A 25,687-nucleotide genomic window follows, 5' to 3' on the forward strand; every position below is an offset into this window, starting at 1 on the left:
ACGTCGTAATATTGACATCGTATGGCTATGGAACTTTAGTCATCTTCAAGGGCGCCCGTCTGAAGCTTGCCATCGCTTCGAAAGTGCAAGGCACGGTTGTCCTGAAGGAGCACGGCATGTCGATCATTTCGTTCTGTAGCACCGTGACGGAGCTGTTCAGGAAGTTCGCTTCGACTTCCCGATTCCATGGCCCACCAGCGGCCCGGAATCGCTCTGCCTAATCGCTCAGCGACCTTACATTTCGCGAATTCCAGGCGCGCCTTACCGGGCGCTGGGGACGGCTTTGCCTGATCCACGCCTGCTCTCGCCAAACAACCGAACCAACGAACTGCGCAAGCCAGCACCTGACTGGGCGTGGGAGGGTTTCATCGTCCCGTGCTTTTCTCCCAATCGATCGAGGACACCGCAATGGCCAATTTCAACAAGTCAGACCTGGAATTTATCCTCAAGCAAATTTTCATCGCAGAAGCGCATGCCAACGGCGCCAGCCTCAGTGATTTGCTCCCCAACAGTCAGGTGCCTTTCGGCCTGCGAACCGTCGATGGCAGCTACAACAACCTGGTCGCCGGGCAAAGCGAATTTGGCGCGGCGGACAACTCCTTCCTGCGCGTGCTGGATGCCCAGTATCGAGCGGCCTATGCCGCGCCAGGGAATGTGGTCGACCCGCAGCCACGGATCATCAGTAACCTGATCAACGACCAGACAGCCAACAACCCGGCCGCGGTTGCGGCGAACGGCGGCGCCGACCCGGTGATCAGTCCCGGTCTGGATGGCGTGTTTGGCACAGCCGATGACAAGGAAGTGTTCTTCATCCCCAACGTGTCGCCGGACGCGGGTCTGACCGCCGGCTTCAACTCGTGGATGACCTTCTTCGGCCAGTTCTTCGATCACGGCCTCGACCTGGTCACCAAGAGCAGCACCGACTTCGTGTTTATTCCGCTGCTGCCGGACGATCCGTTGTACGTGCCGGGCAGCCCGACCAATTTCATGGTGCTGCCACGTGCAGTGCATACCCCCGGCGCGGACGGAATACTCGGCACTGCCGATGATGGCCAGCCCAACACCACCTCGCCGTTCGTGGACCAAAGCCAGACTTACAGCTCGCACCCTTCGCATCAGGTGTTCCTGCGCGAATACGCCCTGAACGCGGCAGGTGACCCTATTGCAACGGGACGCTTGATTACCAACCGCGATCTCGGCGCCGACGGCAAGTTCGGCACGGCCGATGATGGCGATGGCACCAATGGCGGCATGGCGACCTGGGCCGTGGTCAAGGCCCAGGCCCGTGACATTCTTGGCATCAACCTGACCGACGCCGATGTGCACAGCGTGCCGCTGCTGGCGACCGATGCGTATGGCAACTTCATCCGGGGGCCGAGCGGCATGCCGCAGGTGGTGATGCGCGTCAGTAACGGTAATGACGGGATTGCCGGGACAGCGGATGACGTCACGCAACTGGTCGAAGGCAACCGGGATGCGCCGATCAGTCTGGCCAGCGCCGTGAGCGCCGGGCATGGCTTCCTCGACGACATCGCCCACAATGCCGCGCCGGTAGTCGTTGGCGGGGTTCTGCAGGCGGATGCTGACGACGATATCGGCAATGCGCAGCCGGTTGGCGCGGGCGGCAACAACCTGACCTACGACAACGAACTGCTCGACGCTCACTACATTGCCGGCGACGGCCGGGTGAACGAGAACATCGGCCTGACCTCCGTGCACCATGTGTTCCACTCCGAACACAATCGCCTGGTCCAGCAAACCAAGGACACCCTCCTTGCCGCCGGCGATCTGGCCTTCCTCAATGAGTGGCTGGCGGTTGACGTGACCGCGATTCCGACGACACCTGCCGGCATTGCGGCGTTGGTGTGGGACGGCGAACGCCTGTTCCAGGCCGCCAAGTTCGGCACCGAGATGCAGTACCAGCACCTGGTGTTCGAGGAGTTCGCGCGGACCATTCAGCCACAGATCGACGAGTTCCTTGCACCCAACGGGTATGACACCTCGATCAACCCGGCCATCCTCGCCGAGTTCGCCCACGTGGTGTATCGCTTCGGGCACTCGATGTTGACCGAGACCGTCGATCGCTTCGACCCCGAATTCAATCCGCTGCTCACTGACCCGAACAACCCGGACTCGCAAATGGGATTGATCGCGGCCTTCCTCAACCCGCTGGCGTTCGCCGGCAGCGGGGCGACGCCGGACGAAGCGGCCGGGGCAATCATTCGCGGTGTGACCCGCCAGCTCGGAAACGAGATCGACGAGTTCGTCACCGAAGCGTTGCGTAACAATCTGCTCGGTCTGCCGCTCGATTTGCCGGCCCTGAACATGGCGCGTGGCCGCGACACGGGCATCCCCACGTTGAATGAAGCGCGTCGTGAGATGTACGCATCCACCGGCGACAGCCAACTCAAGCCATACATCAGTTGGGCTGACTTTGCGGACCACCTCAAGCACCCCGAGTCGCTGGTCAACTTCATCGCGGCCTATGGCACGCATGACACGATTACAGCGGCGACCACACTGGCCGACAAACGCGCTGCGGCCTTGGCGCTGGTATTCGGTGGTGCCGGTTCACCGGCTGACCGCCTGAGCTTCCTCAACAGCACCGGTGCCTATGCCAACGTAACGCTGGCTGGCAAGGACGGGCTGATGGGGACGGCCGACGACGTGACGGGTGTGACGATCACGGGTCTCGACGATGTCGACTTCTGGGTCGGTGGCCTCGCCGAGCAGAAAATGCCGTTCGGCGGCATGCTCGGCTCGACGTTCAACTTCGTGTTCGAAACCCAGATGGAGGCGTTGCAGAACGGCGACCGCTTCTACTACCTGTCGCGTACCGCGGGCCTGAACTTCGGCACCGAGCTGGAGAACAACTCCTTTGCCAAGTTGATGATGCTCAACACCGATGTCACCCACCTGTCGAACACCGTGTTCCTGACGCCGACGTTCACCCTTGAAGTGAATCAGGCCGATCAGTTCACCAACCTTGGCGTGGACGGCAAGGCCGACCCGACTGGCGGACTCATGATCAACGGCGTGGAAATCGTGCCGCTGGTGATCCGCAACAACCCCGACACCGTTGGCGCGGACAGCAATTATCTGCAATACACCGGTGAAGACCATGTCGTCCTCGGCGGCACCGCCGGCAATGACATCCTCATCTCCGGTGACGGCGATGACACCCTTTACGGCGACGGCGGCAACGACCGTCTCGAAGGCGGCGCCGGCAACGATGCGGTACTGGGTGGCGCGGGCGATGACATCATCACCGACTCGTTCGGCGACAACCGCCTGGAAGGCAATGCCGGCAACGACGTGATCGTGGCCGGTAGCATGGGGGTTGCAGGCAACCTGATCCTGGGTGGCGATGGCCAGGACTTCATCATCACCACCGAAGATATCAGCACCACGTTTGGCGGCCAGGGCGACGACTTCATCCTGGGTGCCAAGACCAACCTGCCAGCCACCGGCAACGAAGGCGATGACTGGATCGAAAAGGGCACCCAGGACGGTGCACCTGGCGATAACGCCTCGCCCTTGCTCGACGACGATGTGATCGGCAACGACATCTTTGTCGGTGGCGGTGGCTTCGACGAAATGATCGGCGAGGGTGGCGATGACATCTTTGTCGGCAGCGATGCCCAGGACAATATGGACGGCATGTCCGGTTTCGACTGGGTGACCCACAAAAATGACCGGATCGGCGTGACCGTTGACCTGACCATGGCCGCGCTGGCGCAGCCACACGGCAACGCGCCTAACCAGAACAACGGGCCGTTCAACCCGGTCGGCGCATCGCCGGCCTCGATCCTTGACCGGTTTGCCGAGGTCGAAGGCTTGTCCGGTTCGAAGTTCGGCGATGTGCTCAGAGGCGACAATGTCGATGCCGACACGATCATCAACCACGGTGGCACCACGGGCAGCGCACTGACCAATGTCGCGTTGATCCGCGGACTGGCGCAGTTCCTGTCCGATGCCGGGCTGCCGACCACAGGCTTTGCCACGGGTAACATCATTCTGGGTGGCAATGGCAGTGACCTGATCGAGGGCCGCGGGGGCGATGACCTGATCGACGGCGACAAATGGCTCAACGTCAGGATTGCGGTCTACGCCCCTGGTGATGTCAACCATACCGGGCCCGAGATCGCCAGCTTCGACAGCATGGTCGACATGATTCCTTTCATGATCGACGGTACCTATAACCCGGGCCAACTCAAGGCCGTGCGGGAAATCCTGCCCGGTACCTCGACGGGTGGGGCGGCTTTCGACACCGCGATATTCTCCGGGCTTCAGTCCGAGTATGTGGTGACTCAGAACACCCGCGGCACGGCGGATCTGTCGGACGATGTCTGGACGGTGACGGATACCGACGTGGCTCGCGACGGCACCGATACACTGCTGCATATCGAGCGTCTGCAATTCGCCGATGGCCAGCGAGTGCTGGTGCCGGGGCTTAATGCGCAACCGGTTGGCAGACCGACCATTGCCGATGCAAACGGCGGGGCGATTACGGTGGGCGACATGCTGACCGTCAGCGTGGCCGGGGTGACCGATGCCAACAACGTCGGGGGGACTCTGAACAATTCCTCGGTGTCCTACTACTGGCAGTTCGAGGCCGATCCAGGCACTGGCGTGTTCGAGGACATCATCCTGCTGCCTGCCGGTGACCTGGCGTTCCAGAGTGCCGACGGCACCTCGTTCAAGGTCTCTCCGGATCTCGCCGGGTTGTCACTGCGGGTCAAGGCGATCTACCAGGACGGTCATGGCACGACAGAAGTGGTGTTCTCGCAACCGACGTCCGTGGTGGTTCCCGGCGCGCCGGTCGTGCCGGTGGCGCAGGCACCTGTCGTCGATGCAACCGCGGGTGGCGAGGGCCTTCACATGGTCCGCTCCGACCTCAACTTCATTCTTGATCAGATCAAGATTGCCGAGGCTGACGCGGCCGGACAGGACATCCTTTCGCTGATCCCGAATATCCGCGCACCGTTGGGCCTGCGGTCGGTCGATGGATCGAACAACAACCTGATGAACCTCAACGGCAACAACCACACCGAGTTTGGTGCCGCCGATAACACCTTCCCGCGCTTGACCGAGCCGGTCTTCAATCCGGCAGAGGGTGCTCCTGCCGGCTTCTTCGGCCCCGGCTCGCCGGCCATCCCGGGATCGTCGTATGCGCAGAACAGCGGCGCTGTGTTTGACTCGCAACCGCGCACCATCAGTAACCTGATCGTCGACCAGACGTCGAACAACCCGGCGGCCTATGCCACGGCTTACGACCCGGGTGCGGACGGTGTGCTCAACTACGGCGTAGTGGGGAGCGGTAACGACGATGTGCTCAAGGATGGCGTACGAATCGTCGCCAGCCCCGGCATGGATGGTCAGTTCGGTACTGCCGATGACCACGATGTGTACCTGTTCGAGAACACCGCCGCGGATGCGGGATTGTCCGCGCCGTTCAACGCCTGGATGACCTTCTTCGGGCAGTTCTTCGACCATGGTCTGGACCTGCTCACCAAGGGCGGTTCGGGCACCGTCTACATTCCGCTGCAACCGGATGATCCGCTGTATGTACCCGGCGGCCACACCAATTTCATGGTGCTGACTCGCGCGACCAACCAGCCAGGGGCGGATGGTGTGCTCGGCACGGCCGACGACATCCATGAACATACCAACACCACCACGCCGTTCGTGGACCAGAACCAGACCTACAGCTCGCATCCTTCGCACCAGGTGTTCCTGCGCGGTTATGTACTGACCGATGACGGCCCCATCGCGACCGGCAGGCTGATCACCAACCGTGACCTGGGGTCGGATGGCAAGTACGGAACCGCGGACGACACTGAAATCGGTGGCATGGCGACCTGGAAGGTGGTCAAGGCGCAAGCCAACGACATCCTGGGTATCCGCCTTACCGATGCCGATGTCGATAACGCGCCGCTGTTGGCGACAGACGCCTATGGCAATTTCATCAAGGGGCCAAACGGCTTCCCGATGGTCGTGATGAAGGGGCTCGACGGTCTTGGCGGCACCGCGGATGACGTTCTCGTCGAAGGCAATCCGCTGGCCCCCATCAGCCTGACCAATGCTGTGCGCACGGGGCATCAGTTCCTCGTTGACATCAATAACAATGCGGCGCCGGTGTTCAGCGGTGGCGTGCTTGTTCCTGACGCGGATAATGTCGCTGGCAATGCAGTGCCGTTCAATCCGCAGACCGGGGCCAACCTGGCTTACGACAACGAACTGCTGGATGCGCATTACATCGCCGGCGACGGCCGGGTCAACGAGAACATCGGCCTGACCGCCGTGCATGCGATCTTCCACGCCGAGCACAACCGGCTGGTTGCGCAGACGAAGGACACCGTGCTCGATTCGCATGACGTGGCCTTCCTCAACGAGTGGCTGATCAATCCGGTGAGCGTGTTGCCAGCCAACCAGGCTGAAATCGATGCGTTGGTGTGGAATGGCGAGCGCTTGTTCCAGGCGGCCAAGTTCGGCACCGAGATGCAATATCAGCACCTGGTGTTCGAGGAGTTCGCGCGAACCATCCAGCCCCGCGTCGACCTGTTCTTTGCGCCGACCCAGGTCTATGACGTCGACCTCGATGCCTCGATCGTCGCCGAGTTCGCCCACACCGTGTACCGGTTTGGCCACTCGATGCTGACCGAGACCGTCGATCGCTACGATGTCGATTTCAACGTAGTGGGCGATCCGAGCAGCGCTGATCCCGATCAGCAACTGGGCTTGATCGCGGCGTTCCTCAACCCGTTGGCGTACGCCGCCAGTGGCGTGACGCCAGAGGATGCGACCAGTGCGATCATCCGAGGGGTGACTCGGCAAGCCGGTAACGAAATCGACGAGTTCGTGACCGAGGCGCTGCGCAATAACCTGCTCGGCCTGCCACTCGACCTGCCGGCGATCAACATCGCCCGTGGCCGCGACGTGGGGATTCCCTCACTCAACGCGATCCGCCGCGACATCTACAGCCAGACCGGTGATACCCAACTCAAGCCTTACACCAGCTGGGTCGACCTGGTCCAACACCTCAAGCATCCGGAGTCGTTGATCAACTTCATCGCGGCCTATGGCACGCATGGCACGATCACGGCCGCGACCACCCTGGAAGCCAAACGCGATGCTGCCATGGCGCTGGTTTTCGGCGGTACGGGTGCGCCGGCTGACCGCATGGACTTCCTCAACGGCACTGGCACTTGGGCCAACGTGACGCGTGCCGGTAAGGACGGTGTGCTGGGGACTGTCGACGATCTGAAGGGTGTGACTGTAACGGGTGTCGATGCTATCGACCTCTGGATTGGCGGCCTGGCCGAAGAGAAAACGCCGTTCGGCGGCATGCTCGGCTCGACCTTCAACTTCGTGTTCGAGAACCAGATGGAAAAACTGCAGGACGGCGACCGCTTCTACTATCTGGAGCGTACCTCCGGCCTCTCGATGAATGCCGAGCTGGAAAGCAACTCGTTCGCCAAGTTGATCATGGCCAACACCTCGGCCACGCACTTGCCAGGCCTGGTGTTCTCGGACCCGGGGTTCTATCTGGAAAGGGACCAGAGCAAGCAGTTCAACGATGGCCTGGGCAGCGCCGATCCACTGGGCGAGCACGGCGAGCAGGTGGTGTTCCGCGACAACCCGCTGACCGCAGGGCCGGACGCCAACTACATCCGATACACCGGTGGAGAGCACATCGTACTCGGCGGCACCAACAGCGCAGACATCCTCATCGCCAGTGAGGGCGATGACACGGTCTGGGGTGACGGCGGCAACGATCGCATCGAAGGCGGTGACGGTAATGACCAACTGCGCGGTGGTGCAGGCGACGACATCATCAGCGACCGTGGCGGCGACGATAACATCCAGGGCGGCGACGGCAACGACGTGCTGCACGGCGGTAACGGCATCAACCTGATCATTGGCGGCTTTGGTAATGACTTCATCGTGACTGGCGAGGACGCTTCCGAGGCCATTGGTGGCCAGGGCAACGACTTCATCCTGGGCAGCAAAGCCAACGAACAGGACATGGGTAACGAAGGCGACGACTGGATCGAGAAGGGCACCTCGGACGGTGCACCTGGCGACAACTTCGACCCGCTCGGCAACGACCCTGTCATCGGCCACGATGTGTTCATCGGCGCCAGCGAAAACGACAAGTTCAACGGCGAGGGCGGCGACGACATCATGGTCGGCAGTCTCGGCTTCGGTGACCGCTATATCGGCGGTTCCGGCTACGACTGGGCAACCTTCAAGGACCTCGCCCAAGGCGTGTCCATCGATTTCACCGACCGCTTTTTCGATGTCCCTCCGGTGCCGGGATCGGGTGCCTCGGCGCTCGTGCGTTTCGACATCATGGAAGGGCTGTCGGGTTCGAAGCACGGTGACTTCCTGCGCGGTGATAACGAAGATGCCACCTCGCTGCCCGGCGCAGGCGCGACCGGCAGTGTGTTGACCAACATCAACCTGATCAACGGCCTGGCGGATTTGCTACCAGACGGAGCGACGTTCTTCGACGGCGGCAACATCATCCTCGGTGGCAGCGGCAGCGACCTTATCGAAGGTCGCGGTGGTGACGACATCATCGATGGTGACAAGTGGCTGAACGTACGCATCAGCGTGCGGGCGAACAACGATGGCACTGGCCCGGAAATCGCCACGTTCGACAGCATGGAGCCGATGGTGCCGTTCATGCTCAACGGTACTTACAACCCCGGCCAGTTGGTCATCGTGCGGGAGATTCTGACCGGCAATGACCGCTACGACACCGCGGTGTACTCCGGTAATTCGACGGAATACCTTGTCGAAGTCCAGGGCGACACCGTTATCGTTACCGACCTGGTGGCGGGGCGTGATGGCGTCGATCGACTGACGGGCATCGAGCGTCTGCAGTTCTCTGACCTGGCACAAGAGTCCGGTGTGGGTACCGCCTTGAACGAAGGCCCATCGGGTCATCTGGCGATTCTCGACGATGCTACCGGTCTGCGTGACGACACGCCTGTCGCCGGCCAGTTGCTGCGCGTCAGCAATCGGGCGGTACACGACGCGGACAGCGTAAGTGGGGTCAATCCGACCGGCGCGGTAACCGGTGCGGTGGCTTACTACTGGCAGGTCGAAAACATTCCCGGCACGGGCATCTATGAAGACATCACCGTTCTTGCCGCCGGCGAAGCGTCGCGAGCCACCGGCACCACCTACCGGGTGGCGGACGATGTGGCGGGCCTGAACATCCGCGTCAGGGCGGTGTATCAGGATGCCAAGGGCACCCTGGAGATCATCGACTCGTCGGGGAACAGCACGCCGACCGAAGGGCCGACCATCAACGGGCTTCTGGTGCAGAACCAACTGTTGACCGCCGACCCGTCGAGCATCATCGACCTTGATGGCCTCAGCAATCCGCAGTTCACCTACCAGTGGCAGGCGACCAATGGGGTCAGCTTCGTCAACATCGCCGGCGCCACCGGCAGCACCTTCACGCTGACTCAGGATCAGGTCGGCGATCAGGTGCGCGTGGTGGTCAGTTACGTGGATGACTTCGGTGTGGCCGAAAGCATCGCGTCCGACCCTTCGGACCCGGTGGCCAACGTCAACGATGCACCGACAGGCGCGTTGCTGATCAGCGACACGACGCCTGAAGAAGGGCAGCTGCTGACCGCGCTGACGGCCGGGATTGCCGATGCGGATGGGTTGGGCACCTTCAGCTACCAATGGCAGCAAGGTGTCGGCGCTTCCTTCACCAACATTACCGGCGCGACCGCTGCGACGTTCACCCCGGGTGTGGCGCAGAACAATCTGCAACTGCGGGTGATCGTGCGCTATACCGATGGCTTCGGCACGCTGGAGACGGTGACCTCTGCGGCAACCGCCGCCGTTACGCTGCCACCTGGCGTGGTGCTGGTGGGTACCGCCTTGGGGGAAACGCTCACCGGTGGCGCGGGTGCCGATGTGCTGAGTGGCCTGGGCGGGAACGATACGCTCAATGGTCTGGGCGGCATTGACCAGTTGTTTGGCGGCACAGGCAACGACACGCTCAACGGCGGAGACGGCAACGACATCCTCAATGGCGAGGACGGCAACGACACCCTCAACGGTGGGCTCGGCGCGGACGCCATGAACGGCGGTGCCGGCAACGACACCTTTGTGGTCGACAACGTCGGTGACACGGTCATCGAGGCGGTGGGTGGTGGGACCGATCTGGTGCAAACCAGTCTGGCCAGCTACGTCCTCGGTGCCACCGTCGAAAACCTGACCTATACCGGAGTCGCCAGTTTCACCGGTACCGGTAATGCGCTGGACAACACCCTCACCGGCGGGGTCGGTAACGACGTCCTCAGTGGCGGGGACGGCAACGATACCCTCAACGGCGGGCTCGGCGCAGATGCCATGAACGGCGGTGCCGGCAACGACACCTTTGTGGTCGACAACGTCGGTGACACGGTCACCGAGGCGCTGAATGGCGGGACCGATCTGGTGCAAACCAGCCTGGCCAGCTACGTGCTCGGTGCCAACGTCGAAAACCTCACCTACACCGGAACCGGCAACTTCACCGGTACCGGTAATGCGCTGGCCAACACCATTACCGGCGGAGTCGGTAACGACGTCCTCAGTGGCGGGGACGGCAACGACATCCTCAACGGTGGGCTCGGTGCTGATGCCATGAACGGCGGTACCGGCAACGACACCTTTGTGGTCGATAACGCGGGTGACACCGTCACCGAGGCGCTGGGTGGCGGGACCGATCTGGTGCAAACCAGCCTGGCCAGCTACGTGCTGGGTGCCAACGTCGAGAACCTGACCTACACCGGCGCCGGCAACTTCACCGGTACCGGTAATGCGCTGGCCAACACAATCACCGGCGGGGCCGGTAACGACGTGCTCAACGGCGGTGCGGGTGCAGACCAGATGGTGGGGGGAACCGGCAACGATACCTACGTCGTCGATGTTGTAGCGGACGTGGTGGTTGAAGCGGCGGGTGGCGGTACGGATACCGTGCAGACGGCGCTGGCCAGCTACACGCTGGGTGCCAACCTCGAAAACCTGACCTTTACCGGCGTCGGCAACTTCACCGGCAACGGCAACGCGTTGAACAACGTCATCACCGGCGGTGCAGGTAATGACACCCTCAATGGCGACAGCGGCAACGACATCCTCAATGGCGGGCTCGGCGTGGATGTCATGAACGGCGGTGTCGGCAACGACACCTTTGTGGTCGACAACGTCGGCGACACCGTCATCGAAGCACTGGGTGGCGGTACCGATCTGGTGCAAACCAGTCTGGCCAGCTACCTGCTGGGTGCCAACGTCGAGAACCTGACCTTCACCGGCGTCGGCAACTTCACCGGTACCGGCAATGCGCTGGCCAACACCCTGACCGGCGGGGCCGGCAACGACGTCCTCAATGGTGGTGCGGGTACCGACCAGTTGGTTGGGGGCGCCGGCAACGACACCTACATCGTCGATGCAACCGCGGACGCGGTAGTAGAAGTGGCCGGTGGCGGGACGGATACCGTGCAGGCGTCGCAGGCCAGCTACACACTCAGCGCCAACGTCGAAATCCTGACCTACACCGGCGTCGGCAACTTCGTCGGCAACGGCAACGTGTCGGACAACGTCATCACCGCCGGGGCAGGTAATGACACCCTCAATGGTGGCAGCGGCGACGACATCCTCACCGGCAACGGCGGTAACGACACGCTCAATGGTGACCTCGGCAACGACACGCTGCTCGGCGGGCTGGGTGACGACCGCCTGGATGGCGGTACCGGCAACGATCTGCTCCAGGGTGGCGATGGCAACGACACGTTGCTCGGCGGTATCGGTAACGACACCTTGTTGGGGGGCATCGGCAATGACTTGATCGATGGCGGTGCTGGCAGCGATACGGTCACAGGTGGTGCCGGCAACGACCTCATGGATGCCGGCGATGGCAACGATATCTTCCTGTTCGCAGCGGGCTTCGGGGCCGATCAGATCTTCAACTTCGATGCCAACGCGGCGGGAGGCCAGGACCTTCTCGATATTTCCTCGTTCGGCGTCACAGCTGCGACCTTTGCCGCCACCGTCATCATCACCGATCTCGGTGCGGATACCTTGATCAGCTCCGCAGGTGCTGAGTCCATCCGCCTGATAGGGGTGGCCGACGCAACGACAGTTACTGCTTCGGACTTCATTTTGGCTAGTTGAGGTTCTGATCGGTATGGCTGCAGGGAGCGTGCATAGAGGAGGGGGGGCAATGGATGCCCTCCCTTTTTTTATCAGCCTGTCTCGTCCTGAATAAGGTTGTCACGTATTTTCTGGCCCGATGGGCTGAGGCCGCCAAATGAGCGCCCGGCCGAGATGGGTCATCTATTCAAAGCAGGCCTCAGGCACCGCAGGCAAGCTACCTAGAAATGCATCAATCTGACGCCTGCCCCGCAAGTGCACCGTAGGAATTTGCGGGCCAATGGTTTGGCGCACCGCGTCGATACCTGGGCGGTAGCCGCGATCGAAAGTCCAGACGAAGTTCAGGAAGGTCAGGAACGCTCGGTCGAGCTTTTCTGTGCAGCCTGCTGGAAGGTCTGAGCGAGGGCGGTTCATGATGCTGCGGATGATCACCCGGGTGAAACAGGTGAGCCGTGGCGTATCGAGCCAAATGATCAGGTCGGCACGGGGCAGGCGGAGGTCGAATGTGCGCCGGGCGTAGTTGCCCTCACAAATCCAGGCATCCGTGGCGATCGCTTCGCTGACGCGTAAGCGAAATTGCTCGGCATCGGGCTCGACCCAGCCGGGCTCCCAGAACAGGGTGTCCAGGTGCACAACGGGAAGGTCGAGGCGCTTGCCCAAGGCGCGGGCGAGGGTAGATTTGCCGCTACCGGCATTGCCCAGAATTACAATCCGTTGCATGGGGACGTCCTGTCACAGAAAAAGCCGGCGATTGTGCAGGTTTTGCATGGGCAATTAAAGTCTGACCAGAAGCAAACTGCCGCGGACAACTTCATCCTCAGCGCATCAACGCCTCCCGGTCCGAGTGCTCACATCGACCCACACGGCCAACACCAGAATGCTGCCCTTGACGATCATCTGCCAGTAACTGTCGACGTCGAGCATGGACATGCCGTTGTCCAGGCTGGTGATGACCAGTGCGCCGAGGAGGGCGCCGTAGACGGTTCCGGAACCGCCGCGCATGGAGGTGCCGCCGATGAAGCAGGCGGCGATGGCGTCGAGTTCGCCCATGCTGCCGGCCGAGGGCGAACCGGCGGCCAGGCGTGCGGTGTTGACCACGCCGGCGAGGGCGCACATCACGCCCATGATCCCGAAAATCCACAGCTTCACGGCCTGCACGTTGATGCCGGACAGACGCGTCGCTTCCATGTTGCTGCCCACGGAATACACGCGTCGGCCGAAGACGGTCTGGCTGGTCACGTAGCTGAACCCGCCCAGTAGAACCAGCAGAAGCAGGACTGGTACGGGAATGCCGTCATAGCTGTTGAGGGTCTGGACGAAGCCGGCCAGCACCGCGCCGATCAACAGCACGCGTACAACGTCACGCACCAGTGAATGTGCCGCCAAGCCGTGAAGGGCGCGATTGCGCCGTTGTTTCCAGGTCAGGAACAACGTCAGTGCGAACAGCAGAACGCCCAGGCCCGTGCCGATCGTGTGGGGCAAATAACCCTGGCCGATGTAGACGAGCTCCGGCGATACCGGGGCGATGGTCGTGCCGCCGGTAATCCCCAGCAAAATACCGCGGAAAGCCAGCATGCCTCCCAGCCCGACGATGAACGACGGAATGCGCAGGTAGGCGGCCATGTAGCCGTTGGCGAGGCCGATCAGCAGTCCGCACAGGGCGACAAGGCTCAGGTTCGCCAGCAGCGGTATGTGGTAGACAACGTCGAGAATAGCCGCGAGGCCACCGAGCAGGCCCAGCAATGAGCCGACCGACAAATCGATCTCGCCGCTGATGATGACCAGCACCATGCCGCAGGCAAGAATCCCGGTAATGGACATCTGGCGCAGCAGGTTGGAGAGGTTGCGCGGTGTGAGGAATCCGCCCTCGGTCTGCCAGCTGAAGAACAGCCAGATAAACGCCACGGCAAACACCAGCGCGAGCATCTTGTAGCGGGTGAAGAGTTGTTTGACCTGATTCATTTACGCGGATTTCCGATCATTATTGTTATGGCCATCAGGCTGGCTGAGTGCGGCGGCGAGCAGCTGTTCCTGGGTGAGTCCGTGGTTGATGAAGTCGCCACGCAACTGGCCTTCGCCGATCACCAGTACGCGGTCGGAAACGCCGAGCACTTCGGCCAGCTCCGATGACACCATGATGATCGACACGCCTTCGGCCGCTAGCGCCCCCATGAGCTTGTAGATCTCGTACTTGGCGCCGACATCCACGCCTCGGGTGGGCTCATCGAGAATCAGCACCCGGGGTTTGGTCAGCAGCATCTTCGCCAAGACGGCTTTTTGTTGATTGCCACCGGACAGACTGGTGATTGGCAGGAACGGACTCGCGGTCTTGAGGTGCAGACGCGAAATTTCCCGACCGATGCTGCCCAGTTCGGCTTCGGCATCGATGCGGGTCAGTTTCGAGTAACTGTCGAGCACGGCCAGGGTAATGTTCTGGCCGACGCCCAGGTCTGGAATGATGCCCTGACGCTTGCGGTCCTCCGGCACCAGGCACAGGCCGGCACGGATTGATTTGAGCGGCGTGCGGGTGTCGATGAGTTGGCCGTCCAGCCAGACTTCGCCTTCGTGGCGGCCGGGGTAGGCGCCGAACAGCGCTGTCACCAGTTCCGTGCGACCTGCACCGACCAGCCCGGCGATGCCGAGGATTTCCCCGCGCTTGAGGCTGAACGAAATATCGTCGACCCGTTTGCGCCGGGGGTTGTCGACGTCGTAGCAGGTGATGTGACGCGCCTCGAAAATCACCTCGCCAATGTCGTGCGGCTCGGTGGGGTAGAGGTTGCTCATTTCCCGTCCGACCATCTGGGTGATGATCTGTGGGATATCCATGTCCGCCATGGCGGTCGTGGCGATGTGTTTGCCGTCGCGGATCACCGAAATGGTGTCGCACACGGCGGCCACTTCATCGAGCTTGTGGGAGATGTAGACACAGGCGACACCCTTGGCTTTGAGGTCGCGGATGATGTCCAGCAGCACCTCGATTTCCGAGCGGGTCAGGGCCGACGAAGGCTCGTCGAGGATCAACAGGCGCGCGTGCTTGTTCAGGGCCTTGGCGATTTCCACCAGTTGCTGATAGCCGCCGCCGTACTGCGACACCGGCAGCGATACGTTCATGTCCGGCACTTTCAATTCACGCATCAGGGCTTCGGCGCGGTGAATCATCGCCGGGTAATTCATCCGCCCGCCGGGCAGCGTCAGTTCATGGCCCATGAAAATGTTTTCGGCCACCGACAGGTCGGGAACCAGCGTCAGTTCCTGGTGAATGATGACGATACCGGCGGCTTCCGTTTCGCTGATCGATTGCGCCTTGAGCGGTTGACCTTCCCAGAGGATTTCACCGTCCCAGGTGCCATAGGGGTAGACCGCAGAGAGGATCTTCATCAGCGTGGACTTGCCGGCGCCATTCTCGCCGCACAGCCCGACGCACTCACCCGGCCTGACCTTGATGTCGATGCCATTGAGCGCTTTGACACCGCCGAAGGTTTTGACGATACCGTTCATTTGCAGCAGATAGTCGGACATGGAGAGGGCTCGTATAACAAAGACTCACATGGCACTAATCTTTGTGGGAGCGAGCCTGCTCGCGAAGGCGTCAGCACATTCAATCGCGATGCAGGCTGAACCACCGTCTTCGCGAGCAGGCTCGCTTCCACAAGGGGTTACGCATAACCAGGGATTGATGCCTTGGTCACTGCCCGGCAATCTGCGCCTTGGTGTAGAACCCGTCCTGTTCCAGCAGGTCGATGTTGTCCTTGGTTAGCGGAGTCGGGGTCAGCAGGATGGTGTCGACTTTTTTGTTGCCGTTGTCGTACTGCGAGCTGTAGGCGGGTTTCTCGTTACGCGCCAGTTGTACCGAGAGCTTGGCGGCTTCGGAGGCGATGAGTTTCAGCGGCTTGTACACGGTCATGGTTTGCGTGCCGGCGATCACTCGCTTGACCGCTGCGAGGTCTGCGTCCTGCCCGGAAATCGGCACCTTGCCGGCCAGTTGCTGAGCCGCCAGTGCCTGGATGGCGCCGCCTGCGGTGGCGTCGTTGGAGGCGACGATGCCGTCGATTTTGTTGTCGTTGCGGGTCAGGGCGTTTTCAACAATGCTCAGCGCTTCGGTAGGGTTCCATTCCTTCACCCATTGTTGGCCGACGATCTTGATATCGCCCTTGTCGATGGCTGGTTGCAGCACTTTCATCTGACCTTCGCGCAGGACTTTTGCGTTGTTGTCGGTGGGCGCACCGCCGAGCAGAAAGTAATTGCCCTTGGGCGCCGCGTGCAGCACGCCACTGGCCTGCATCTCGCCGACCTTTTCGTTATCGAAGGAAATGTAGGCGTCGATATCCGCGTTGAGAATCAGGCGGTCATAGGACACGACCTTGATCCCGGCTTTCTTCGCTTCGGCCACTGCGTTGGTCAGCACCGTGGCGTTGAACGGCACGATGACGATCACATCGACGCCACGAGAAATGAGGTTTTCGATTTGCGAGATCTGCTTTTGCTCGTTGGCATCGGCCGACTGTACGAAGACCTTGGCGTCCATTTTCTCCGCCGCCGCAACGAAGTAATCGCGGTCACGCGACCAGCGTTCCAGCCGCAGATCATCAATGGAGAAGCCGATTTTCGGGTGGGCAGCATCGGCCATTACTGGCAGCGACAGCAGCGCCAGGGCGCTGGCCAATAGCGCGCGTTTTACATTCTTCATGGTGGTGCGTCCTTTTATTTTTGTTTGAAAGACACTGCCTGACGATGAGTCTCGGGCTGGTAGAACTGTAGAGAATCGGCAGACGCAGCGGACACAGATTTGTCGTGCGAATGTCACAGCGTTGTTGCGCCCGCAGACTCCGTTGGCGATTAGCGATAGATGAACCGGTTGACGACGTTTTCGAGCATTTCCTGCCTGCCACTGACGGCTTGCGGATTCAGTTCGTTGGCGAAGGCATGTTCGGCCAATGACTGGAGATTGAACTCACCTGTCAGCACGGCCTGCCCGAACGGCTGCTGCCAGCCGGCGTAGCGTTGATCCTTGAGCTGCTGAAGCTGATCGTTCTGAACCATGGCGGCAGCCCGCTCCAGGGACAGGGCGAGGACGTCCATTGCGCCGACGTGACCATGGAACAGATCGATCTCATCGAGGCTCTGGCGGCGCACCTTGGAGTCGAAGTTGTACCCGCCATTCTTGAACCCGCCGGCCTTGAGAATTTCATAGGTGGCCAGGGTCATTTCTTCGACGCTGTTGGGGAATTGATCGGTGTCCCAGCCGTTTTGCGGATCACCACGGTTGGCGTCGATGCTGCCGAAAATCCCCAGCGAGATGGCCGTCGCAATCTCGTGATGGAAGCTATGACCGGCCAGGGTCGCGTGGTTGGCTTCGATGTTGACCTTGATTTCCTTTTCCAGGCCGAACTGCTGGAGGAAGCCAAACACGGTGGCGCTGTCGTAATCGTATTGGTGCTTGGTCGGCTCTTGCGGCTTGGGTTCGATCAGCAGGTCGCCTTTGAAACCGATCTTGTGCTTGTGCTCGACCACCATGCGCATGAAGCGGCCCAGTTGTTCGCGTTCACGTTTCAAGTCGGTATTGAGCAGGGTTTCGTAGCCTTCGCGACCGCCCCACAACACGTAGTTGGAGCCTTTCAGGCGTTGGGTCGCGTTCATGGCACTGAACACCTGGGCAGCAGCGAAGGCAAACACTTCGGGGTCCGGGTTGCTGGCGGCGCCGGCGGCAAAGCGCGGATTGCTGAAGCAGTTGGCGGTGCCCCACAGCAGCTTGATCCCGCTTTCTTCCTGGTGTCGCTCCAGGTGATCAATCATCTGCGCGAAGTGGTTGCGATACTCCTTCAGTGAGTTGCCTTCCGGGGCGACATCCGTGTCGTGGAAGCAGTAATAGTCGATACCCAGTTTGGAGAAGAACTCGAACGCGGCTTCCGCTTTGCCGATGGCCAGTTCCATCGGGTCGCCGGCGTGCTGCCATGGGCGCTTGAAAGTACCTGCACCGAACACGTCGGAACCCGGCCAGACGAAGGTGTGCCAGTAACAGGCGGCCATGCGCAGGTGTTCGCGCATGGGTTTGCCGAGGATGATTTTGTCAGCGTCGTAGTGACGGAAGGCGAGGGGAGAATCGCTGGCAGGGCCTTCGTAGCGAATCTTGTCGACATCGGGGAAGTACAGCATTGGCAATGTCCTTGTTGTTCTTGGCGGTGTCTCGATACTAGCAACGGCCCCATGCCTGCTGATTATGAAAATCACCAACACAGGGTGCGATTTTGCGTATTGAGATTCGCCGCCGGCGCGCCTAGTCTGTGCAAACCGCCTCCGTGAGAAGGGGCCCCGGAACAAGCCTGAAAACAATGAAAACAGTACCGCCTGTTCACCGCATCGCACTGTTGTTCAACGGGAGCAAGATCTATGACCGGGGCATCATCAGCGGCATCGGCAACTACCTGAGCAGCACCCGCGCGTCCTGGGACCTGTTCCTGGAAGAGGATTTTCTCTGCCGGTTGAAAGGGATCGAGCGCTGGCAAGGTGACGGGATCATTGCCGACTTCGACGATCCGCTGATTGGCGAGGCGCTGGCCGACATCAAGTTGCCGGTGGTGGCGGTGGGGGGTTCCTATCAGGATGAGCGCGCGTATCCGAAAGGGATTCCGTACGTCGCCACCGACAATAACGCACTGATCACCCTGGCTTACGCGCACTTGATCGAGGCCGGGCTGCAGCGTTTTGCCTGCTTCAGCCTGCCTGAAGCGCAGGCCAATCGTTGGGCTCAGGAACGGGAAAAAGCCTTTCGACGACTGATGCAACGTGACGGCTTGCACGCCGAGGTCTATCGCGGCATGGGCACCAGCGCACCGCTCTGGGACAGCGCCGTCGAACAACTGATCGCCTGGCTGCAAAGCCTGCCCAAGCCCATCGGCATCATCGCCGTCAGCGACGCCCGCGCCCGCCAGTTGCTGCAAGCCTGCCTGACCGCCGGAATCGCCGTGCCGGAGCAAGTGGCGTTGATCGGCATCGACAACGACCCCCTGACACGCAGCCTGACTCGAGTCCCCCTGAGCTCGGTCATCCAGGGCACCGAAACCATGGGCCGCACCGCCGCGCAACTACTCCACCAGATGCTGCACGGCATGCCGTCCACCGGCACGCACATCCTGATCCCGCCGGATGCGATCAACGTGCAGGTGTCGAGTTTGCACCAACCGTTGGGCAACCCCTACGTCATGCAAGCGCTGCTGTTTATCCGCCAATATGCCTGCCAGGGCATCAAGACCGCGCAAGTGGCGGCGTATGTCGGCGTCTCGCGCTCATCGCTGGAGTCGCACTTTCGCACTGAGCGAGGCTGCAGCGTGCATGACGAGATTCTGCGTTTCAAATTGGCGGCGGCTACCAGCGGGTTGGAAAATACCGAGACAGCGATTGCGGACGTTGCCCGCGATTGTGGTTTCAAATCTGCACAGTATCTGCACACGGTGTTCCGTCGCGAGTTTGGGTGTACGCCTCGTGAGTATCAGCAGGGTGTTAGATAGTGATGTGGGGTGGGATTTGTTGATTGTTGTGTGGGGCGGAGGGGGGATTTCGGCCAGAAGCGGACGCTCGTTCAGTTAATTCCAAACACCCATCGATAGTGCGCCGCAGTACATAGCGGTGGTGCACACGATAACTTGGGCAATCATGAAACCGAAGCCGGCTCCCAGAAACGCAAAGCCCGCGACAATCCATGGCAAGCTCGTATTTACACGGAACCTCAACAACCAAGCCGAAACACTTGTGCCGACGACCATCCCCGGGACAGAAAATAAATGACCCAACCCAACGAGACCGCCATCACGACCCGAGCTGGATACGATCGCCATGTAGACCAGAAGAGTGACAACCGCTGCGGCTGTTGTTCCAGTTAGAAACAGGGGCCGAGAACGTAGAATCAAGCCTGGAAGCAACATTACCACTGGCACTCCAATGAGATACCAGAAGCCTAAGTGAAGCGTGCTGCCAGCACTGGATGCGTAAACGAGAACAAGAGTGATCAAAACCATTGAACAGACTAGATCATCCCTAAATCCCATTTTCATTCCCTTGAATCGCTTTCAGTGTCGTTATAGTTGAAATAGATTAGCTGACGGCGAGGTCTTCGTTTCGTTGCCCGCTATGGGTCGATGAGGCCTGTCGCCACCGGCAGCAATGGGTCGATTGCAGACCTTCGTGAGAGGCAGCAGTCGGCCGATTGTGTTGAAAAAATCGGCTTTCCAAAACACTCGAATATTGATGGATGAAAACACCTCTGTTGCACGCCGCTATGTTAAATCCGAGTCCTGAACCTTTTGCCAAAAATTCAGAGTTCAATCTCAGGCGCGTACTTTTCTGGCGTGGAATTTGAAGCCAACTTTTTCAACAGAATTGGCAAAGTGCAGACATTCACAACCGTTAGTCCAGCAACTAATCATCGTTTGAACTTAAAATAAAAACCCGTTGGAACAAGCCCGACGGGATACTTTATAAAAAATCTCACAAACTGTTCGACTTGCCGGCGATATAGTGTTCTTCATCGAAGACTATACTATTCTCTGTGCCGTCTATCTTTAGGATGGAGTGGACTCGACTGCGGGAGTTAGAATAGGTACAGTGGCAGGAGGTGGCGGTGCAGTAGGGGCCGAGGGAGTTTCAATGATGGTGGTTTTATCGTCGGAACTGATTATAGATGTTTTCGAGCTATCAAGCACAGACTTATTTACTACGCCGACATTGTAAATTGAGTTGCCGAAAATCCCAATCCATATCGTCTGCGCACCTACCGAACTACTGTTGTAGGTTGAGCCATTGAAACCGAAACCAGTACCTTTAACATCAGAGCCATTTGATACTTTTGAGTATCTTGAGGTGGTTACAGAAATGATATTTGCAGACTGAATCCAAATGACTTTTTTATAATTTCCAGGGCCGAAATTTTTTAAAATACAAGCCTTGATGCCGTCTATTCCAGGAAAGCCGTTTCCGTCGTCCGTTCCGGCGGTGCTAATAGAGGCAGTAGCCGATATAGATGCTTTAACCTCATCAATATAATCGGCACTTGATGGGGCCGATATGAAAGGAGTCGTAAAGCTAAGGTTGTAGTTTTTGGTTATTATTGAATGGTATGCTGGTGACGGGTCAGTTACTGCTTTTACTTGTACGGCGGTACCCTTGGCCAAGCATTGGTTTGGTAACAGATTTTCAGTTTTGCATAGTCCGGTTTCCTCGTCCGCTAAACATATGGAACCTGGGACTTTATTTAGCCCCTCTGACAACAGACCATTATTAGACTCTATTATTGTTCTCGCACTGAAGTTTGAGGGTAGATCCGGAACCACATCAGTCCTATTTGGTAGTTGGCAAGCCGACAAGGACGCTCCGATTGCCATAATTATTAATTGCTTGATCATCTCAATATGGCCTTATGTATAGAATTGTAATTGCTCGCGCGTAGAAACTAAATTTTCGCAGCTTAAAATCTGCCTGATACTCTAAGGTTCATGTGACATGGCGCAAGGCTAGTATTGGTTTGAGATTTTGTCCAATCAGAAGTGATGCTTTTGCACGACACTTTGCGATTGGCAATTTCTCCGTGCGAGAAGGGCCGCATCGTTGTACCTATGAGAGCCTGCTATGGGTCGATTGCTGCCTTTCGTAACCGACCGGGAACGGCGAGAAGGGGCCCATGGGCACTCTATTGGCGAAACAGTAGCTTATGCCGCAAGCGAGAACTGATGTGTATCCTGGGTCCGTTTTCAACCCCCGCTTGCGCATCCCCTTCGCGCCACACCTTGGACGGAAACGAATGACCCCAACTCTCCATAAGGCCGCTAATGGTCATCTGGCACTTGATTTCAACGAGTTGTCAGACGCTGGTTGGCTATCGATAGCAGAAGAGCTGGTCAAGCTTCGGGGGTTCAAACGGGTGGGTTCACCCGTCATGGGCATGAGTGAACAAATCCACCAAGATTTCCAGTGTGCTGAGTTCACCCTATCGGCTGGCTGGGACAATTGGTCTGGGCATTACTTGCTTTCAGACTGTGTCGCGGGCGATGTTTTTCTGCAAAGGCTATTCGACCAGGTCAGCGCCTGATAGGCGATTCAATTCATCTCTAAGCGTTTGCGGATGGCAGCTAAATGTCGAGAACAGGTGAGTACGACCGACCGCTTCCAGCCCAGAGTGCATAAAACCGCTTTCTTAAACCCTTGCTATGATTCCTGAAGGTTTCATCCCTCAGGAAATGATTTATGAGCGCTGTGCACGGACCTGTGGGGCAAGTTGTACAAGGTTACGTAACCTTTGTCGGGAGTGACGCACCGTGGATCGGGGCGCGGTTCATGAGCTTCAGCTATAGCGTCAATGGGAAGCGCTTTCAAACGTCTCTCAATGAGACTGTTGACGCCTGGTCAACTGAAACTCTCAATAAAGCCTCATACGGGTTGCAGGTAGGCGACCCCGTTACAGTCTGGTGCTCTCTAAGCGACCCGCAAGTGTGTTGCATCGGTGAAAAACCAGCCGAAAAACCAGCGATGTTGCGTTTCCTCGAAGCCTTGAGTTCGTTAGGGTTTTGATGAAGTTGATCCATGCTGCTCACGATCGACCCAACCTCGCAAAACCCTCAACGCAACCGATCAATGGCAGAATCTCCTCAACTTGATCGTTTTGGAGAACACCATGCTTCGTGCGTTTGAACGAAGACTCGACCCTTTTCCTCCTGACGAGGTACCACCGCCACCCAACGGTCTGGCTCGCTTCCTGTGGGCCTGCACCCGGGGCGCTCGCGGTTACATCCTGGCGCTGGCGCTGCTCAGTGCGGCTGTATCGATTTACGAAGCCTGGCTGTTTTCTTTCCTCGGGCAGGTCGTGGACCTGCTCTCGACCTGGCAGGCGGGCGGTGAGGCGGCTGCGCAGGAAAGTCGCGTGTTGTGGGGCATGGGCATTGTCATGGTGGCCAGCGTCGGGCTGGTGGCGTTGCGCACGATGGTGCAGCATCAGATCTTGGCGATTAACCTGCCGTTGCGGCTGCGCTGGGATTTCCATCGCCTGATGCTGCGGCAAAGCCTTTCGTTTTTTTCCGATGAGTTTTCCGGCCGGGTCACGACCAAAGTCATGCAGACGGCGCTGGCCGTGCGCGACGTGCTGTTCACCCTGATCGAGATCTTGCCCGGGATCGGTGTGTATTTCATCGCGATCATCGCACTGGCCGGCGGCTTCGCATTGAAACTGATGCTGCCTTTTGTTGCCTGGGTCGTGTTGTTCGGCGTGGCCATGTTGTACTTCGTGCCCCGCCTGGGAAAAGTCGGGCAGGAGCAGGCGAATGCGCGGTCGATGATGACCGGGCGTATCTCGGACGCCTACACGAATATCACGACGGTGAAGCTGTTCTCCCACTCCAATCGTGAAGCGCACTTCGCGCGTGCGGCGATGGAGGATTTCAAGCAAACCGGCTTTCGCCAGATGCGCCTGGTCAGCCTGTTCGAGATCGTCAATCAGGCACTGGTCGTGGCGTTGATCATGGCCGCTGGTGGTTATGCGCTGTGGCTATGGCATCAAGGCGAGGTCGGCGCGGGTGCCGTGGCGGCGATCACTGCCATGGCGTTGCGGATCAATGGCATGTCGCACTGGATCATGTGGCAGATGACGTCGCTGTTCGAGAGCATCGGCACCGTACAGGATGGCATGGCGACGCTGACCCAGGGCGCCAAGGTGCAGGATGCGCCGGACGCGGGCGTGCTGGCAACCTCCGGCGGCGCGGTCACTTTCGACAACGTCAGCTTCAACTACAACGGCGAACGGCAGGTGCTCGATGGCCTGAGTTTGAGCATTCGCCCGGGCGAAAAGATCGGTCTGGTGGGCCGCTCCGGCGCCGGCAAATCCACGCTGATCAACCTGCTGCTGCGCTTCTATGACATCGACAGCGGGGAGATTCGCATCGATGGCCAAAACATCGCACACGTGACACAAGATAGCCTGCGCGGCGCCATCGGCATGGTCACGCAGGATACCTCGCTGCTACACCGTTCGATTCGCGACAACATTGCCTACGGCCGTCCCGATGCGACCGACGCGCAGATCCGCAACGCCGCGACGAATGCCCAGGCTGATGGGTTCATCAGCCAACTGAGCGACCGACAAGGCCACACCGGCTACGACACTCTGGTGGGTGAGCGCGGCATCAAGTTGTCGGGCGGCCAGCGCCAACGGGTCGCGATTGCCCGGGTCATGCTCAAGAACGCTCCGATCCTGCTGCTCGACGAGGCTACCAGCGCGCTGGACTCGGAAGTCGAAGTGGCCATTCAGGAAAGCCTCGACGAAATGATGCAGGGCAAAACCGTAATCGCCATCGCCCATCGGCTGTCCACGATTGCGGCCATGGACCGGCTCATCGTCATGGATGATGGACGCATCATCGAACAGGGCACTCACGCCGAATTGCTTGGGAAGAACGGCGTGTATGCGCGGCTGTGGCAGCATCAAAGCGGCGGGTTCCTGGGGGAGGATAAAGGCGTGTTCGAGGCTGTGGATCAGTTGTGAGGACGCCGCGTCTGATTCAAACCTGTTCTTCAACCCCACCCAGGCTGTTGTCGTCCCGTGGCGAGCGTCCGAAATACGCCTTGTAGGCGCGGCTGAAAGAAGCCTCGGACTCGTAGCCAATCGCAAACCCGACCTCGCCGATGCGGCTGTTGTGCTTGGCCAGCATGGTTTTTGCCAGGGTCAGTCGCCATTCATTCTGGTAACGCAGCGGTGAGCGTCCCACCAGCGCGCTGAACCGATCGCAGAAGCTTGAACGTGACATGCCGGCGATCGTGGCGAGTGCCTCGATGCGCCACTGTTGTCCGGGCTTTTCATGGATCACTCTGAGGGTTCGGGCGATGCGCTCGTCGGACAAGCCGCCTAGCCAGCCTGAGGCCATGCCGTGCTGAACCCAGGTGCGCAGGATGCGAATGACAGTGAGGTCAATCAGGCGCGAAATCATCAACGCGCCTCCAGGCTGGGTGTCATTGGCCTCGATCAGCATGAAATGCAGGATACCTTCCGACCACGCCGCAGCTTCGGCGTGCTTGATATGGATCAGCCACGGCAGGGCGAACAGCATGGCCTGAAAGCTGCTGGCATCGAACCAGAAGCGACAGATGACGAGCGACGCAGGTCCCTCGGAGACGGTGATGTTCAACGATGACGGATCGTGGGGCAGCAGCAGGATGTCGCCCTGTTCGATCGTCTGGACCTGTCCGTCAGCGCCTTCGATGTGCAGCTGTCCCTGTTGCAGGACGCAGATGTGCGAGCTTTTTTCGTCCAGTTTCAGGCGTTGACCCAAGGCTTGCGTGGTGGAGTAGACGCGATCCCCGGTCAGACGAATCTGCGCCAAAACCTGCGAGAGCAGATCGCCTGTGGCCAGCCCCTCTAGCTGCATCTCTGGACGAATGGTCAAGTCTTCGAGTAGATCCGTCATGTCAGTCCGGCCACGCCTTCAATAGTCTGAGCCCCGAAGCATAACGCTTTCACGCGGTTAATCGACAACGCAACAACGTGCGCTGC

At 59.6% G+C, this 25,687-nt stretch carries 11 protein-coding genes; 4 read left to right on the forward strand and 7 right to left on the reverse strand.

The genetic code is table 11. The features are described 5' to 3' along the window. Positions 1 to 408 precede the first annotated feature (408 nt). The gene (locus LOY68_RS12045) at positions 409 to 12,183 is read left to right on the forward strand and encodes a peroxidase family protein (protein ID WP_265044807.1); all 11,775 of its coding nucleotides are present in this window, start codon (positions 409 to 411) and stop codon (positions 12,181 to 12,183) included. Between the two features lie 162 nt (positions 12,184 to 12,345). On the opposite strand, the gene LOY68_RS12050 is transcribed toward LOY68_RS12045, so the two are convergent. The 5 genes from LOY68_RS12050 to xylA form a co-directional block, all read right to left on the reverse strand. Beyond that, positions 12,346 to 12,882 carry an AAA family ATPase gene (locus LOY68_RS12050; protein WP_265044808.1) on the reverse strand — a complete coding sequence of 179 codons (537 nt, stop codon included), beginning with the start codon at positions 12,880 to 12,882 and terminating at the stop codon, positions 12,346 to 12,348. Between the two features lie 105 nt (positions 12,883 to 12,987). Then, positions 12,988 to 14,124 carry a sugar ABC transporter permease gene (locus tag LOY68_RS12055; protein WP_163909527.1) on the reverse strand — a complete coding sequence of 379 codons (1,137 nt, stop codon included), beginning with the start codon at positions 14,122 to 14,124 and terminating at the stop codon, positions 12,988 to 12,990. Next, positions 14,125 to 15,681, reverse strand: a complete 1,557-nt coding sequence (gene xylG / locus LOY68_RS12060) for a D-xylose ABC transporter ATP-binding protein (RefSeq protein ID WP_265044809.1) — start codon at positions 15,679 to 15,681, stop codon at positions 14,125 to 14,127. Between the two features lie 166 nt (positions 15,682 to 15,847). Beyond that, on the reverse strand, positions 15,848 to 16,849 hold the full coding sequence (gene xylF, locus LOY68_RS12065) for a D-xylose ABC transporter substrate-binding protein (protein ID WP_265044810.1): 1,002 nt from the start codon (positions 16,847 to 16,849) through the stop codon (positions 15,848 to 15,850). Positions 16,850 to 16,998: 149 nt separating this feature from the next. Beyond that, positions 16,999 to 18,315 carry a xylose isomerase gene (gene xylA / locus LOY68_RS12070; protein ID WP_265044811.1) on the reverse strand — a complete coding sequence of 439 codons (1,317 nt, stop codon included), beginning with the start codon at positions 18,313 to 18,315 and terminating at the stop codon, positions 16,999 to 17,001. Positions 18,316 to 18,491: 176 nt separating this feature from the next. On the opposite strand from xylA, the gene LOY68_RS12075 reads away from it, so the two are divergent. Next, positions 18,492 to 19,667 (forward strand): XylR family transcriptional regulator, encoded by a 1,176-nt coding sequence (locus tag LOY68_RS12075; protein ID WP_265044812.1) that lies wholly within the window; start codon positions 18,492 to 18,494, stop codon positions 19,665 to 19,667. Between the two features lie 1,050 nt (positions 19,668 to 20,717). On the opposite strand, the gene LOY68_RS12080 is transcribed toward LOY68_RS12075, so the two are convergent. Further along, positions 20,718 to 21,557 (reverse strand): hypothetical protein, encoded by an 840-nt coding sequence (locus LOY68_RS12080; RefSeq protein ID WP_265044813.1) that lies wholly within the window; start codon positions 21,555 to 21,557, stop codon positions 20,718 to 20,720. A gap of 395 nt (positions 21,558 to 21,952) precedes the next feature. Here LOY68_RS12080 and LOY68_RS12085 point away from each other — a divergent pair, with 395 nt between their 5' ends. Both LOY68_RS12085 and LOY68_RS12090 read left to right on the forward strand, forming a co-directional pair. Continuing rightward, on the forward strand, positions 21,953 to 22,240 hold the full coding sequence (locus LOY68_RS12085) for a hypothetical protein (protein WP_265044814.1): 288 nt from the start codon (positions 21,953 to 21,955) through the stop codon (positions 22,238 to 22,240). Positions 22,241 to 22,822: 582 nt separating this feature from the next. After that, positions 22,823 to 24,682 (forward strand): ABC transporter ATP-binding protein, encoded by a 1,860-nt coding sequence (locus LOY68_RS12090; RefSeq protein WP_265044815.1) that lies wholly within the window; start codon positions 22,823 to 22,825, stop codon positions 24,680 to 24,682. A gap of 16 nt (positions 24,683 to 24,698) precedes the next feature. On the opposite strand, the gene LOY68_RS12095 is transcribed toward LOY68_RS12090, so the two are convergent. Continuing rightward, the gene (locus tag LOY68_RS12095) at positions 24,699 to 25,601 is read right to left on the reverse strand and encodes an AraC family transcriptional regulator (protein ID WP_265044816.1); all 903 of its coding nucleotides are present in this window, start codon (positions 25,599 to 25,601) and stop codon (positions 24,699 to 24,701) included. Positions 25,602 to 25,687: the final 86 nt, after the last annotated feature.

This window comes from Pseudomonas sp. B21-053 (assembly GCF_026016365.1).
GTDB lineage: Bacteria > Pseudomonadota > Gammaproteobacteria > Pseudomonadales > Pseudomonadaceae > Aquipseudomonas > Aquipseudomonas nunensis.

What these genes read in the sequence shown, in the direction of transcription:
- LOY68_RS12080 (WP_265044813.1), bottom strand. Translation starts at nt 21,557, where the DNA reads ATGATCAAGCAATTAATAATTATGGCAATCGGAGCGTCCTTGTCGGCT.
- LOY68_RS12085 (WP_265044814.1), top strand. Translation starts at nt 21,953, where the DNA reads ATGACCCCAACTCTCCATAAGGCCGCTAATGGTCATCTGGCACTTGAT.
- LOY68_RS12050 (WP_265044808.1), bottom strand. Translation starts at nt 12,882, where the DNA reads ATGCAACGGATTGTAATTCTGGGCAATGCCGGTAGCGGCAAATCTACC.
- xylF (WP_265044810.1), bottom strand. Translation starts at nt 16,849, where the DNA reads ATGAAGAATGTAAAACGCGCGCTATTGGCCAGCGCCCTGGCGCTGCTG.
- xylG (WP_265044809.1), bottom strand. Translation starts at nt 15,681, where the DNA reads ATGTCCGACTATCTGCTGCAAATGAACGGTATCGTCAAAACCTTCGGC.
- LOY68_RS12055 (WP_163909527.1), bottom strand. Translation starts at nt 14,124, where the DNA reads ATGAATCAGGTCAAACAACTCTTCACCCGCTACAAGATGCTCGCGCTG.
- LOY68_RS12045 (WP_265044807.1), top strand. Translation starts at nt 409, where the DNA reads ATGGCCAATTTCAACAAGTCAGACCTGGAATTTATCCTCAAGCAAATT.
- LOY68_RS12075 (WP_265044812.1), top strand. Translation starts at nt 18,492, where the DNA reads ATGAAAACAGTACCGCCTGTTCACCGCATCGCACTGTTGTTCAACGGG.
- LOY68_RS12090 (WP_265044815.1), top strand. Translation starts at nt 22,823, where the DNA reads ATGCTTCGTGCGTTTGAACGAAGACTCGACCCTTTTCCTCCTGACGAG.
- xylA (WP_265044811.1), bottom strand. Translation starts at nt 18,315, where the DNA reads ATGCTGTACTTCCCCGATGTCGACAAGATTCGCTACGAAGGCCCTGCC.
- LOY68_RS12095 (WP_265044816.1), bottom strand. Translation starts at nt 25,601, where the DNA reads ATGACGGATCTACTCGAAGACTTGACCATTCGTCCAGAGATGCAGCTA.